The organism is Helicobacter suis HS1 (genome assembly GCF_026000295.1).
Taxonomy (GTDB): domain Bacteria; phylum Campylobacterota; class Campylobacteria; order Campylobacterales; family Helicobacteraceae; genus Helicobacter; species Helicobacter suis.
On the sequence record NZ_AP026769.1, the window covers coordinates 1039196 to 1052982 of the forward strand.

Genomic DNA, 13787 nt, shown 5'->3' on the forward strand with positions numbered 1-13787 from the left:
TACGCCTGTACTATCTGTTAAAAAGGGCATTTTAGAAACTCTGCAAGAAATTATAACCTAGAGAACCTACGGTTCTTTTCCAGAACGAATCGTATCTGTTAAACCGGGGTAGGGGGCTTTGTTAATCACGGCCTCATTATTTTGCCCCCTATTTTTGGCATAGGTGATCGTGGCAAATTCAGAGACAAGGTATTTAGGGTAGGTGGCGTAAGTATCACGCGATTTTTCCATTAAAGGGATATGCTCGTTTTGAAAACACACTGTGATTTCTGGGTGTTCATGTACCCAGTTTAGGGAAGAAAATCATGCCATGGACGCGCTTTTCACAGGGCATAAAATCCAGAGCTACATCTGTACCTGTGGGTTCTGTCCAAGTGATCTTAAACACGCCCTCTATTAGCTGTACTAAATCCACCTCCTGATTTTTAACCCAGCGCCCCGCCACCATGCCCCCATGGATACGATAATCAATGGTGTGGCTGTTTTTCACATACAATTCATACTCCCACCCATTATCATAAGTGTAAATAAAATGCATGCCCAGAAAATCGGCTAAAGTCCTGCAATCCATTTTTATCCCTTATTTTTCTTTTTATTATAGCCAAGTAGATTTAAGGGCTTTGTGTTATCAATTAGTAATTTTTTGCTAAAGTTGAGGCCTGTATTTTCAGCCTAGCTAACAAAAGTTAGAAAGATTGAGATTGCAGCAATATTTTTAAACAAGGAGTTTATGATGACAACAACTGTAGGCCAGTATCTGCTGGATCGCTTGAAGGATTATGGGGTACGCCATGTTTTTGGAGTACCCGGGGATTATAATTTGGAGTTTTTAGATCTAATTGAAGATGATCCGGGCTTAGAGTGGGTGGGCAATTGTAACGAGCTTAATGGCGCATATGCTAGCGATGGCTATGGGCGTATTAACTCTATGGCTGCTCTAGTAACTACCTTTGGTGTAGGCGAACTAAGCGCTATTAATGGAATCGCGGGCTCTTATGCTGAAAGTGTACCTGTGGTTAAGATTGTGGGCATGCCCTCCAGAAATGCCTCTATCAATCGCCGCTACATGCACCACACTTTAGGCGATGGGGAGTTTATGAAGTTTTATGATATGTATCGTGCTATCACGGTTGCCCGCACGGTGCTTAACAAACAAAATGCCAAAAGCGAGATCGATCGCGTGTTGGCTGAATGTGCTTTGCATAAAAAACCGGTTTATATTGGTATCCCTGCTGATGTAGCACACCTCTCTATTGATGTTTCTACGCCCATGATTTATAAACCTAAAAGTGATAAAAAAATCTTAGACTCTTTTATAGAGGCGGTCGAACAAATCATTAAAAACGCCAAAGCGCCTCTTGTGCTAGCCGATTATGAGATCAAACGGTATAAACTCCAAGATGAATTGCTTGAATTCATTCAAAAGGCTAACCTCCCTATCGCCACGCTTGCTATGGGTAAGGGGGCTTTTCCTGAAACACACCCTAATTTTATAGGGATTTATAGCGGTATTTTAAGTGATGAGCGGGTTACTTCTATGGCAAGAGAGAAAGATTGTTTAATTCTTCTTGGGGTTAAATTTACAGACTTTTTAACGGCCGGATTTCACTATATCAACACAACCCCAAACTTTGGTGTGCCCGTTATAGAAGTCCACCCTCTTTATAGCCAAATAGGCCAGAAAGTTTATAGCGATATTTTAATGGCAGATGTGCTTAAAAAACTAGCCACCCTCAAATACAGCGCTAAAATGCCCCCCGCTGAAAAACGCGAACACACTAAACTAAGCGGCAAACTCACCCAGCATAAATTTTTCCAAGTCATTGAACAACATTTGCGCCCTAAAGACGTGTTGCTTACCGAAACAGGAACTTCCTTTTTTGGATCAATTGCAATCCATCTCCCTGAAAAAGTTACTTTTGTAGGGCAACCACTCTGGGGTTCTATTGGCTTTACCTTTGGGGCTTTGCTTGGGACTTGTCTTGCAGATAGAGAACGGCGCAATATTCTTATAATTGGCGATGGTTCTTTCCAGCTTACCGCCCAAGAATTATCCACAATGCTACGAGAAAACCTCACGCCTATTATCATCGTGATTAATAACGATGGCTACACTGTGGAGCGTTGTATCCATGGACCCAATCGCAAATACAATGATATTAATATGTGGCATTACACTAAATTAGTTGAAGTATTTGATGTACATCTCAAACGGCATGCCTTTAGCGCCACTGCCTCTTCTGTAGAGGAACTCAACCACGCCCTAGAGGAAGCGGATAAATCTAAAAAGCTCTCTTTTATAGAGGTGATTATGGATCGCGACGACGCCCCCGTTCTTTTAAAGAAATTAGGCGAAATTGCCTCCAAAAACAACCAACAATAAGGATCAATAGCGGGCGCTACCCTCTAAAAAATCAAAGCGTCCGCGCCATACTCAGAAGCGCTAGCTTCTTTTAAGATCACAAAATTTTGGGGGGTGAGTTTGAGTAGATTTTCAGCGTCTCTAGCAAGAAAAAGCGCCCTAGCTCTAGCAAAAACGGCTCTTTGTAAATCCTTACTACTGCTAACTTGTACAATAACAAGCAAGCCTAAATGCGTGCTATACTCCACCATTTGCTTTAAATTCTTTTCTAAAAATTGCGCTTCTAAAAGCAAAGCATCAGCCCCATACACTAGCGCCTCTAAAACTTGGTAGCGATCCATGAAAAGGTCTTTTTGGATAATAGGCTTACTACTTAAACGGCGGATATAACCTAATAAATCAAGCATTTCTAAAGACGGGGGGCTTTGATAGATTTGGCTAAAATCTAGCAAAAGGGCGGAGTAATTACTCTGCTGAGCCTCTTGTACTCTTTGTACTAATGTTTCTAAATCGTGGGTAGCGTTGAGGGTAAGGATTTTATGAGGTTTTTCAAAGCGCCTAAGACTTTCTAAATCAAGTCTTGGCAAATGCGGGTTATAGGCTAAACTTCTGCCCAACATCTCAAAGGGGCGTAAAGTTTGCCTTAGTTCAAGGGATTGCTTTAAATATTCTACCGACACTTTGCAATAGATTTAGAATGGGCTTTAAGCTCGGATTGAGAATTAATCGCCTCCTCAGAGATAGTTAAAAAGAGCTTTTTAGCCTCAGCACAATTACCCAGTTTATAATATCCCCAAGCTAGAGAATCAATATAAAACACCGAATCGGGTTCTATTTTTAAGGCCATTTTGACATAGTCAATACCCTTACGGATATTTAAATTATATTCAATCAGAGAGTAACCCAAGAAATTATAAAAGAAAGCATCTTGGGCGTCTAAATTGCCTTTACTGCGCCTTAATTGGTACTGGCGTTCTGCAATGGCTTGTTCTAATTTACGGGTTATGGGGAGAATTTCAGCCCTTTTAGGGGGTTTTTTAGCGCTTATATCCTCATAAGAATAAACAGCCTCTAGGGCTAAAAACTTGGGGTCTTTGCGCTCATTATAAAGTAACCCCGCCTGTTTAGAAGCAAGGGCAAATTTCTTTTGCGCTGTGTATAGATCAAGTAACAGCCGTCTATCAAAGGGATAATTTGAAGCAATTTTTTCTGCTTTATCAAATTCTTTAAGCATGGTCAAAATCCCGATATAAAGCTGGGCATTTTGCACCACTGGATCTTTTTCATAAAGAGTAGCAGAAGCTTCTTTGGCCTTTTGTAATTGGTGGAGTTGGATTAAAGTATTAAAACTTTTTTGGCACAACTCAGGCGAACAGCCATATTCCTCCAAATGCGAGGCGATCAAATCAGCGGCCTCTTGTTGGTTATTTTGAATCAAATAGAGGGTAATGAGTTTTTCTAGACTATCCTCGTCGTGTACTTGGTTATAAAGCTTACTTAAAACATCAAAGGCTTTGGTGTATTTTTTCTGGCTAATATAAAGCGATCCAAGTACATTATCTAGCATTAAAGACTTATCTTCTTTGCGGATTTTCTCTAATAGCGCAACCGCTTTATCTAGTTGACCGGTTTTAATATAGCCATCTACTAAATTACTAACCATCACAAAAAAGCGCGCATGTTCTAAAGTGGCGTAGATAACGATATTATCCTCTAACATGGGTTTGATAAAACTATACATCAATAAAAAAGGGAAAAAGAGATAATCAAATTCGCGCAAATCAGAATTAAAAGTGTTGACTTCTTGTTCTAAAGCCCTTTTAGTGATGAAAAAACAATAACCCGTCAATTTCAAGGATTATTAAATCCTTATAAGTAGTTTCAGGAGGCAAATGCCGCTCTAAATCTGTTTTTTTACACATGCCTTGTTCTGTACTCTTTGGCATGCCACATAAATAGGTGAAGGGATAGGTTGTAAAAAAAACACTCGCATCTTTGAGGGCTCTAATTGTAACAAGGCCATACAATCCATTAATCACAACACCCGGGCATAGCGCGGCTAGCTTTTCTAATTGTTGCTTTGATTTAAAACACTCCCAAAAGGGAAAAGTTACGCATTGCTTGGGGCGTACTGGATAAATGCGACACCGCTTGGTTTCTTCTTCTAAAAACACACAAGCCCACCCGTCTTTTAAATTATGGGCGGGTTTTTCTAAAAGGCTATAGGCATTTTGGACTTTTCTAATGTATTTTAAAGTGAAAGTTTCAAAGGGTAGATTCAAAAAGGCGCTAATGGCGCGCATTTGATCCACACTCACAAAAACATACCCCCTTTTGCCTAAACAACACCTAGCCCCACAGGCGCTACAAGCATTTGGATTAAAAGAAAAGGATCTCAACGCTCAATGGCTCCATAGTCAATGTGGATTCCAAAGGCTAGTATAAAGGCTTTTTTGGTTTTAGTAATGCTAAGGGGGAAATCTACTTGTACATGGGCACTCATACCCACGATACTATCTAAAAACTTATACAAATCATCTAAATGGTTAGCCATAGCCTTAATCTGTAATTCTTCATGGAAAAAACGCCCTGAGGGGTCTATTTTGCGGTTTTTCTCTTGGATTTGTACTTGGCTAAAATGCTGGTTTAAAATAGCGCTAATGGTATCAGCAACTCTTTCATAGCTAGGGGGTTTGAGTACATCGCTATTTTCTTGTCTAATGGCGTAGTAAGATCGAAATACACTAGCAAAGTTCTTTTGCCAGCGCATTTCAATGATTCGTTGTTGCTTGGCATCTATATCTTGAGTTCTAAAGTCTTTAATTTTAGGATAAAGCACCATGCTTATGCCCCCTGCTGCCACAATAACAAACAACGCGCCAAAGATGAGGTTTTTAACCATGCCTTGAAAGGCGATGTCTTTGTGGTAGTGGGTTTTAAAGAGGGCTTCTAGTTTTTGTGCTTCTTGCATCAGTTAACCTTTTTTGCAATGAAGGGTAAAACAGATGAATTAATAGAAACAAAGCTAAACCAGCCATTGCTTAGCGGGTAAAATTCTACATGGCTATTTTCAAAGATTGAGTCTAGTCTTTGTTGGATAGTTAATTCAAAAGATTGTTTGGAGGGGACAATTCCTTTTAGAGTGAGGCTAGAATAATCAATGGTGATAGATTGAATCGTAATGCTATCTGGAATCATCTCTAAAACGCCCTTGATAGACTCTTTAATGTTGACAATGTAGTTAGATTTATCCTGAACACCTTGTAAAGTTTGCATGGTGTTTGTAATGTCTTCTTTAAGCCGCAAAGTTTCATGGTTATAGATACTGCTTTGTACTTTTAAAATTTCTACATTACGGGCAACTAGCCAAGTGTATTTTTGTAAAGCATAAGCTGTAGCATAGATTACCAACATAGAAAGTACAATATAAAAAATCCAGATTTTGGTAAGCGAACTTACCATGCGCTTAACAACTGGATTTCTATAACTCAGTTTCACGATACTGCTCTTTTTTAGCCAAAATGCTCATTTGCTCCGTAAGAGACATGGGGATATTCACCACATCTAACATGATCTCTTCTGCAAGCGTTTCAATGAGTTGGTGGGAAATTTCATAAGTGTTTAAAATAACAACTTTCTCAATAAAATCATTGACACGGCAACTAGGATCGTCATAAACCGCTTTAATAGACTCTTGTAAGAACTGGACAATACTATTTACATGGAGCATGTTATCTACTAATGTCTCTGGATCGTCTGAGGGCTGTTCTTTAGTGGATACAGGTTGGCCAAAATCCATATTCATCAAATTTGCTTCAATGGATTTTAAAAAAGATTGGAGTTTATATTCCTCTCGTTCATAAGCTTCTTTATCCTCTTGTTGCATCTGCAACCCTAATTTAACGTATGTTTCAAAATGATAATATTTACTGTAACAAATCTCTTTTTGATTACTAACCATCACAAAAAAGCGCGCATGTTCTAAAGTGGCGTAGATAACGATATTATCCTCTAACATGGGTTTGATAAAACTATACATCAATAAAAAAGGGGAAAAGAGATAATCAAATTCGCGCAAATCAGAATTAAAAGTGTTGACTTCTTGTTCTAAAGCCCTTTTAGTGATGAAAAAACAATAACCGTCAATTTCAAGGATTATTAAATCCTTATAAGTAGTTTCAGGAGGCAAATGCCGCTCTAAATCTGTTTTTTTACACATGCCTTGTTCTGTACTCTTTGGCATGCCACATAAATAGGTGAAGGGATAGGTTGTAAAAAAAACACTCGCATCTTTGAGGGCTCTAATTGTAACAAGGCCATTTTTTACCGGGTAGATTTTATCCACAACTTCGCGGGTTTTCTTCCATTTTAAACGCTCAGCACGGCTCATAAAAATATCATGATCGTAGTTAAAGCATAAAAACACATCAGAGAAAAACAAACCCCGTATATTGTCATAAAAAGCATCTTTAAGAGATTGCCACACCCCCACTATTTAACAACCTCCATGTGTGCTGCAACCAAAGCCTTAGCCTCTGATAAACCCATGTCTTTTGGGATAAAGAAAGGCTCTAACATGTAATAATGGACTTTAGAAAAGGGTTTGGGTAGTTTAAAGCGATCCCAAGTGTTAAAAGTAAAGGCATTAGTAAAGATCACACGGCAAACCACAACCCCCACCCCGGTTTTTTGTGCTAAAGCCACCACCCCATCGGCGATACTATGATAAGGCCCTTTAGGGCCATCTGGTGTGAGCCCTACATCTGCTCCCTCTTTTAAATGTTTCATGCCCTCAACTAACACCCGCACACCTCCCCTTTTAGAAGAGCCTCTAATAGACATAAACCCAAAGCATTCATAAAGTTTTGCGGCTAAACTCCCGTCAAAATGTTGGCTAGCCACCACATACAAATTAGGCTTTTTTTTCAAACGCAAATAAGCAAAGGGCAACATCGCAATTTCTCCATGCCAAAAACTGGCGATAAAAGATTGTTTTTCTAACCCTTGAGCCAAATAAAAGCGGTTTCTACAGGTTTTAAAAAGGCATGTTAAAACCCAATAAATAAGCACCGGTACAGCCCGCAAAACAAAGCCATTTCTAAAGCGTTTTAACAAGATTTAAGCCCCATTAAACACCCCTTTAACCTGCCTTTATGATGCGCTACTACTTGCACGCGCACTAAATCCCCCACCCGTGCACTCAGCGCCTCAAAGCTTAATAGTCGTCCATTATCGCTACGGCCTTCTGCTAGGGGTTCTGTGATATTTTCTACCAACACTTGGTGGATTTTGCCTACCTCATCTCTTGCTTTTTGTTCTAAAATCTCTCTATGGCGGCTTTGTAACCGTTCTAAATTATGGTGGGCGATGTTTTCTGGTACTTTTTCTAAATGATAGGCAGGGGTGAGGGGGCGTGCTGAATAAATAAAACTATAAAGTGTATCAAAACGCACCTGTTCTAACACCTCTAAAGTTTGTTCAAAATCCTGCTGTGTCTCGCCCGGAAAACCTACGATAATATCTGTGCTAATCCCTACATTTGGTACAAGACTCTTTAAACGGGTGATGCGATCTAAATACCACTCTTTGCTATATCCTCTTTTCATCGCCTTTAAAATAGCATTTGATCCACTCTGCAAAGGGATATGAATACTCTTACACACTTTAGGATTTCTAGCAAAGCATTCTAAAAAGGCATTATCCATATGCAAAGGGTGGGGGGAGGTAAAACGGATGCGTTTTAAACCCTCTATCTGGCTAAGATTTTCTAAAAGGGCGCTAAAATTAACCTTTGGGTGCTTGATACTAAAGCGCACCCCATAATTGTTCACATTCTGCCCTAAAAGTAAAATCTCTTTAACCCCCTGTTTGGTTAGTTTTTCTGCCTCTTTTAAAATCAAATCCATAGGGATAGAAATTTCTTTACCCCTTGTATGGGGCACAATGCAATAAGTACAATGTTTATCACAGCCAATAGAAATATTTAAAAGAGCTTTAATTTGGCTAGGGGCGTGGGTGTTAAAAACATAGGTGCTATCATCATGATCTAAAGAAATCTCAACGGCTTTTTCTCGTTTAATAATATCTGTGATCTTAGAAACATTGCGCGCCCCTAAAACAAAATCCACACTCGGGGCTTTTTGTAGAATTTGTACGCCCATATGGCTTGCACTGCACCCACACACGCCAATTTTGGCATTAGGCTTTTTAATCTTAGCAAACTGCCCGATCTCAGAAAAAAGTTTTCTTTCAGGTTTTTCGCGTACGCTACAGGTATTAATTAAGATCAAATCAGCTTCTTTAGCCTCTTTTACCTCTACATAACCTATTTTACTTAACTCGCCTATTAAATGCTGGCTATCGCGGGTATTCATCGCACAGCCCATTGTTTCTATATAGACTTTTTGGTTTTGCATGGTTTAGATGATGTGGAGTTGGTAGATAAAATCCTTCTCATCTGAACTAACCTGTACTTCAGATAAATGCACACGGCAATTTTGCTTCTCTAAAAAAGCCACAGCTTGTAGCATATCTTTATGGGAGTTGGTGGGTGCAAAGTAAAAGATATGCTCTTTCTTAAGGGCTTTTTGGTAGAGTTCCTCTAGGCTAATGCTATAAAGTTTGCTTTGTTTTCTATCCATCTTAGCTAAACGCAATTCCATAAAACACCTCCAATAAACTAGCCGCCTAGCTTAGCGCATGTTGGCTTAAAAGCGTTTTTAAGCGCCTGCTATAACCACTCTCTCCCCCTGCACCCATAAATCCTTCACACGGCGCGCATGTAAAAGCCAGTTGAGAATATAAGGAAGTGTGGGCTCTATTTGTCCAGAGAGTGGAAAGAGTGCTAAATCTGCATCCTTGCCCTTTTCTAAACTCCCAGTATTTAGCCCTAAGGCTTTACTAGCATGCAAAGTTGCATCTAATAAAACCTCTGGTAATAAATCTAATAAGGGCTTTTGAAATGACCATAGGGCTATGCGCAATTCCTCTAAAAAATTGATATTGTAATTAGAACTCTCTCCGTCAGTAGCAATAGCTATAGGCATGTTTAGTTGCTTAGCTAATCCTGTTTTTAAAATCTTGCCACTTAAAAGGCGGTTAGAGCGCGGGCAAGTGATAAGGGTGGTTTGTGCGCTAATGCGTTTGGCATGTTTTAAATGCTGGCGGTTTGCAAATAAAGCATGCACAAGTAATAAGCGCTGGTTTTTAAAGAGATCTAAAAATTCAAAAGGGCTTGAAAAACTAGGTGAGGGTACAACTTTTAAAATCTCTCTGTAAAAATAATTAAACCAACCTTGTTGGCTTTCTAGCCATTCTAATTCGGCCTGTGATTCTAAAAAGTGGGTGGAGATCACAGAACTTTTAAAGGTGTGTAAAACCTGTTTGGCCAAATCTTTATGCACTGAATAGGGCGCATGGATAGCAATAGCCGGGATAAAACGCGCACTTTTAAGCTGATTAGTAAGGGTATGGCGCTGGCTAAAAGCTTTAAAATTAGAAGAAGTGGCCTGCCCTCCGATGAGCTCATCAAAAAAGACTACCCGCAAGGGCGAATCTCTAAGGCAATATCGATCCAGCCCATAACTGCTAATAGCCCCCACACTACCTACGCCGCTAAGCAGTTGGGCATTAATAGCCTTTTGCATAGAAATTTGTGATTTTTCTAAAACCCCTGTACGCTTTTTAAGCACAGAACTTAACCACCCCTCAAAACTCCCATACTCAAAACATCTTTGGCCGCTAAATTCAAAGTGCACATGCGGGTTTATAAAAGCAGGGAGTAAAAGCGCTTTTTTATCAAAGAAAACAGGGGCATTTGGATAGGTTTTACAAAGATATGCCATATCGCCCAATTCTATAATTGTGCCTTTCTGCATCACCACACCCGCATTTGTTAAAATATCAAAGTTAGGGTTACAGGTTAAAACAAGCCCTGCGCCAATGATTTTAGCAGGCATAAAGCACCCTTTCTCCTTGTAAAACTTGGCACACGCGCCCCTTTAAAACTTCCCCTTCATAAATGCTTAAGGGGTTATTTACGCGGGTATTCCCTTTCAAGTCTACTAACATCAAACGGGCTTCTTTTCCTAGCGCAACTTCTCCATAATTAGCTTTCAAAAAGCAAGCAGGATTAGTTGCCATTAAAGTGATTAATTGCTTGAGTGTGAGGGTTTTATTTTGCACAAGATGAGTATAAGCCAAAGGAAAGAGATAATCAATGCTTTGCATGCCAAAGGGGGCTTCTTCAAATATTTTTAAAGAGGGCGTGTGGGTGTAGTGTAGTGAGGTGAGCATGTCTATTTGGTCATTTTGCAAAGCGTGTTTGAGTGCCTCTTGTTGATCTTTGCTTTTTAGGGGGGGCAAAATTTTAGCGCGTGAATCATAGCGCCTATAAATTTGCTCCTCTAAAATTAAATGGTGCAGGGGGGTTTGTACCAAAAGAGGCGCGCCTAGAGATTTAAAAGCCTGCGTAATTTTAAGCGCTTCTAATTCCACTATACTATCTAACATGGTGGGTAGTTGGGTGTGTAAAGCCATAGCTGCATACTTGCCCACTTCTTTAATTTGAATCAAGGGGCTTACACTAGGCAAGCCTAATTCATAAGCTAAAGGGCTAGAGTCCATGATAGCAAGAGTAGGCCGCCCCTCATAGCCACGCACCCCGCATACCAAAGACAAATCAAGCATTTTGGCATAATCTAAAGCGGGTAAGAGTTTTTGCCCCTCTAAGTTATAAATATACAAACAAGCCGGGCTATTTGGGGGCAACTGTCCATGTAACATGGCTAGATTTTGTAACCGTTCTTTCGCATTTAAAGGGTGAAAACAAATGGGGTCTTTAAAGGTAATGGCTTGTTCTAATGCGGCTTCTAGGGGACTAGGGCTCTCTTGTTCTAAGCTTAGGGGTTGCATATCAGGTTCATTCAAAGAATACAAGGGGGTTAGATCAATGCCCATTAAAGTCCCCACACCCCCTCTTAAAGCCTGTTTCTTAAGTTTGAGATAGGTTTGGGCTTGCAAATTATGTAAAAACACGCCTAAATCTACAAAGCTAGGTAAGAGGGTATGTTGCTGGCAATCTATCACGATCTCATGCTGACTAGGGCTTAAAAAATTTTCTATTGCCACAATATAATCCCCCACTACCCGCACATCTACTCTCTCCCCCTCTGCTAATCTTGCATTTTTTAATACCAAAAAAATCTCCTATAATCGCAATAAAAAAGCGCCCAAACGATCCATCTGTCCGCTTATAATTAAAATCCCCATTAAAAGTAGTACCAACCCTGAAATCTTTTCAATCCAGTAAGCATATTGTCTAATTTTTTTAAGAAACCCTAAAGCTTGATTGATTACCAAAGCTACAATTAAAAAAGGCACACCAAAGCCTAGCACAAATACCCCTAATAATGCCATGCCATAGACATGCTGTGCCCCGCTTAATAATATAATGCTAGTAAAAATGGGGCCAATACAAGGAGTCCACCCTAGCGCAAAACTCATTCCAAGTACTAAGGGCACTAAACTTTGTAAAAACGGGTTTTTAAATTCCAAACGCATATCCCAAGTTTTACTTTGATACAACAATTTAATAGGTAAAATCCCTAAAAAGTGTAGCCCAAATAAAATCACTAAAGATCCAGAAATTACCCGTGTCCATGTGCCATTTAAGTAAGCATGCATGATTTTAGCCATAGAAACCCCAATGAGCCAAAAGATAAGCCCAAAACCTAGTACAAACAAACTAGCCTTAATCAAGATAGAAAAACGGCTAGCTTGGCCGTTTTTAAGGTCTTCTAGGGAGGTTTGGGAGATATAAGACATGTAGGCTGGAATGAGGGGTAAAATACAGGGGCTTAAAAAGGCTAAAATCCCGGCAAAAAACGAGGCCACTAGGGGCATGTGATCAAAAATAGATAATAAAGTATCCTCCAACATTTCAGTTATCCTAAGTGTTTTTTGCTATAATAACAAATCTTTAAGGATACTTAGCACTAAAAAATTAAGGACACTGACATACACCACATGCCAACAAATAACCCTGAAGAATCCCCCGTTTGTTCTTTTAAAGATTTGGGTTTACACTCTAAAATCTTAAAATCTATTGCTGATGCGGGTTTTACTGGCCCTAGCCCTATCCAAGAAAAGGCCATTCCTGTTATTTTAGAGGGTAAAGATGTGATCGCCCAAGCCCAAACCGGTACCGGCAAAACCGCCGCCTTTGCTTTGCCCATTATCCAAAACTTGCAAAATGATAAAAGTATAGAGGCGCTTATCATCACCCCCACGCGTGAGTTAGCTATGCAAATTAGCGATGAAATTTTTAAGCTAGGTAAAAGTTCACGCACCCGCACTATTTGTGTTTATGGAGGGCAAAGTATTAAAAAGCAATGCGATCTTTTAGAGAGAAACCCACAAGTCATGATTGCTACCCCCGGACGACTCTTAGATCATCTAAAAAATAAACGGCTTAAGCGTTTTGCTCCTAGAGTGGTGGTGTTAGATGAGAGCGATGAAATGCTAGACATGGGTTTTTTAGATGATATTGAAGAGATTTTTAATTACTTGCCCGAAGATGCCCAAATTTTGCTCTTCTCAGCAACCATGCCCGCTCCCATTAAAGACTTAGCCAATAAAATACTACAAGATCCGGTATCCATTCACATCGCCCCTACCCATGTAACCAATGCAGATATTTCCCAGCGTTTTTATGTGATCAATGAACATGAGCGCAATGAGGCAATCATGCGCTTACTAGATAAAGAAAATCACAGCAAAAGCATTATTTTTATGCGCATGAAAAGAGAAGTAGATGAGTTACACCAATTTTTAAGTGCTAAGGGCTATAAAACCACGCCCTTACATGGCGATATGGAGCAACGCGCCCGCCGCGAATCTATTAAGGCCTTTAAATCTAAACTCGCTGATGTCTTGGTGGCTACTGATGTGGCGAGTCGTGGTTTAGATATTAGTGATGTGAGCCATGTTTTTAATTATCATCTACCCTTAAACACAGAGAGCTATATCCACCGTATCGGGCGCACTGGGCGCGCGGGTAAAAAGGGTGTGGCTATCACTCTAGTAACGCCCCTAGAATATAAAGAACTCCAACGCATGCAAAAAGACATCGGTTCTTCTATTGAGCTTTATGAAATCCCTAACATGAATGAAGATCGCTTGATTCAGGCTATCTCTAAGGTAGAAGTAGATGCGGAGGTGGTGAGTTTATACGAACAACTCACCGAGCAATTTGAGCCTTCTCAGTTAGTGCTTAAACTCTTGAGTTTACAATTTAAAAGCTATAAAGTTGATTTAAATCAAATTTTAGTAGAACCCAAGCCGGTTACGCGCCCTAAAAAACATATTTCTAAAACTTATAAAAGTGGGCGTTTTAAAGACTCTAGACGCAGGTATTAAGGTTAGA

14 protein-coding genes and 2 pseudogenes are annotated in these 13787 nt (G+C 39.8%); 2 read left to right on the forward strand and 14 right to left on the reverse strand.

What is annotated here, in order from left to right:
* Positions 1 to 66: 66 nt before the first annotated feature.
* Entirely contained in the window at positions 67 to 261 is a 195-nt protein-coding gene (locus OO773_RS09825; protein ID WP_158650263.1) for a phenolic acid decarboxylase, read from the reverse strand.
* 16 nt (positions 262 to 277) lie between these two features.
* On the reverse strand, positions 278 to 571 hold the full coding sequence (locus tag OO773_RS09830) for a phenolic acid decarboxylase (protein ID WP_269150112.1): 294 nt from the start codon (positions 569 to 571) through the stop codon (positions 278 to 280).
* 162 nt (positions 572 to 733) lie between these two features.
* Between OO773_RS09830 and OO773_RS05660 the strand changes: the two genes are divergently transcribed.
* Positions 734 to 2383, forward strand: a complete 1650-nt coding sequence (locus OO773_RS05660) for an alpha-keto acid decarboxylase family protein (protein ID WP_034377036.1) — start codon at positions 734 to 736, stop codon at positions 2381 to 2383.
* 23 nt (positions 2384 to 2406) lie between these two features.
* Here OO773_RS05660 and OO773_RS05665 read toward each other — a convergent pair whose 3' ends face one another.
* From OO773_RS05665 to OO773_RS05720, 12 genes and pseudogenes are all read right to left on the reverse strand, one after another.
* Positions 2407 to 2982, reverse strand: coding sequence for a beta/alpha barrel domain-containing protein (locus OO773_RS05665; protein ID WP_233710579.1), 576 nt, complete (start codon positions 2980 to 2982; stop codon positions 2407 to 2409).
* Positions 2983 to 3032: 50 nt separating this feature from the next.
* A pseudogene (locus OO773_RS05670) lies at positions 3033 to 4064 on the reverse strand (tetratricopeptide repeat protein); the annotation flags it as partial.
* A 334-nt stretch (positions 4065 to 4398) separates the two neighbouring features.
* Positions 4399 to 4761 (reverse strand): annotated as a pseudogene (locus OO773_RS05675) (YkgJ family cysteine cluster protein); the annotation flags it as partial.
* A complete protein-coding gene (locus OO773_RS05680) occupies positions 4758 to 5333 on the reverse strand; it encodes a hypothetical protein (protein ID WP_006564805.1) in 576 nt (191 codons plus the stop codon). The gene OO773_RS05680 and the pseudogene OO773_RS05675, both read right to left, overlap by 4 nt.
* Positions 5333 to 5860 (reverse strand): hypothetical protein, encoded by a 528-nt coding sequence (locus OO773_RS05685; protein ID WP_233424218.1) that lies wholly within the window; start codon positions 5858 to 5860, stop codon positions 5333 to 5335. The genes OO773_RS05680 and OO773_RS05685 overlap by 1 nt, the downstream gene beginning before the upstream one ends.
* Positions 5844 to 6854 carry a hypothetical protein gene (locus tag OO773_RS05690; protein ID WP_233424217.1) on the reverse strand — a complete coding sequence of 337 codons (1011 nt, stop codon included), beginning with the start codon at positions 6852 to 6854 and terminating at the stop codon, positions 5844 to 5846. Before OO773_RS05690 ends, OO773_RS05685 begins: the two co-directional genes overlap by 17 nt.
* Positions 6854 to 7480 (reverse strand): lysophospholipid acyltransferase family protein, encoded by a 627-nt coding sequence (locus OO773_RS05695; protein WP_231102875.1) that lies wholly within the window; start codon positions 7478 to 7480, stop codon positions 6854 to 6856. Before OO773_RS05695 ends, OO773_RS05690 begins: the two co-directional genes overlap by 1 nt.
* On the reverse strand, positions 7471 to 8778 hold the full coding sequence (gene miaB, locus OO773_RS05700; protein WP_006564809.1) for a tRNA (N6-isopentenyl adenosine(37)-C2)-methylthiotransferase MiaB: 1308 nt from the start codon (positions 8776 to 8778) through the stop codon (positions 7471 to 7473). Before miaB ends, OO773_RS05695 begins: the two co-directional genes overlap by 10 nt.
* 3 nt (positions 8779 to 8781) lie before the next feature.
* On the reverse strand, positions 8782 to 9024 hold the full coding sequence (locus OO773_RS05705) for an HP0268 family nuclease (protein ID WP_006564810.1): 243 nt from the start codon (positions 9022 to 9024) through the stop codon (positions 8782 to 8784).
* A gap of 57 nt (positions 9025 to 9081) precedes the next feature.
* Positions 9082 to 10320, reverse strand: a complete 1239-nt coding sequence (gene mqnF, locus OO773_RS05710) for an aminofutalosine deaminase family hydrolase (RefSeq protein ID WP_006564811.1) — start codon at positions 10318 to 10320, stop codon at positions 9082 to 9084.
* Positions 10310 to 11560 (reverse strand): amidohydrolase family protein, encoded by a 1251-nt coding sequence (locus tag OO773_RS05715; RefSeq protein ID WP_006564812.1) that lies wholly within the window; start codon positions 11558 to 11560, stop codon positions 10310 to 10312. Before OO773_RS05715 ends, mqnF begins: the two co-directional genes overlap by 11 nt.
* A 9-nt stretch (positions 11561 to 11569) precedes the next feature.
* A complete protein-coding gene (locus tag OO773_RS05720; protein ID WP_006564813.1) occupies positions 11570 to 12301 on the reverse strand; it encodes a cytochrome c biogenesis protein CcdA in 732 nt (243 codons plus the stop codon).
* Positions 12302 to 12388: 87 nt separating this feature from the next.
* Between OO773_RS05720 and OO773_RS05725 the strand changes: the two genes are divergently transcribed.
* Positions 12389 to 13780, forward strand: coding sequence for a DEAD/DEAH box helicase (locus OO773_RS05725; RefSeq protein WP_100069287.1), 1392 nt, complete (start codon positions 12389 to 12391; stop codon positions 13778 to 13780).
* The last annotated feature ends 7 nt before the right edge of the window (positions 13781 to 13787 follow it).

Coding starts and splice junctions, on each gene's coding strand:
- OO773_RS05665 (WP_233710579.1), bottom strand. CDS start 2,982: ATGTTGGGCAGAAGTTTAGCCTATAACCCGCATTTGCCAAGACTTGAT.
- miaB (WP_006564809.1), bottom strand. CDS start 8,778: ATGCAAAACCAAAAAGTCTATATAGAAACAATGGGCTGTGCGATGAAT.
- OO773_RS05680 (WP_006564805.1), bottom strand. CDS start 5,333: ATGCAAGAAGCACAAAAACTAGAAGCCCTCTTTAAAACCCACTACCAC.
- OO773_RS05720 (WP_006564813.1), bottom strand. CDS start 12,301: ATGTTGGAGGATACTTTATTATCTATTTTTGATCACATGCCCCTAGTG.
- OO773_RS05660 (WP_034377036.1), top strand. CDS start 734: ATGACAACAACTGTAGGCCAGTATCTGCTGGATCGCTTGAAGGATTAT.
- mqnF (WP_006564811.1), bottom strand. CDS start 10,320: ATGCCTGCTAAAATCATTGGCGCAGGGCTTGTTTTAACCTGTAACCCT.
- OO773_RS05725 (WP_100069287.1), top strand. CDS start 12,389: ATGCCAACAAATAACCCTGAAGAATCCCCCGTTTGTTCTTTTAAAGAT.
- OO773_RS05705 (WP_006564810.1), bottom strand. CDS start 9,024: ATGGAATTGCGTTTAGCTAAGATGGATAGAAAACAAAGCAAACTTTAT.
- OO773_RS09830 (WP_269150112.1), bottom strand. CDS start 571: ATGGATTGCAGGACTTTAGCCGATTTTCTGGGCATGCATTTTATTTAC.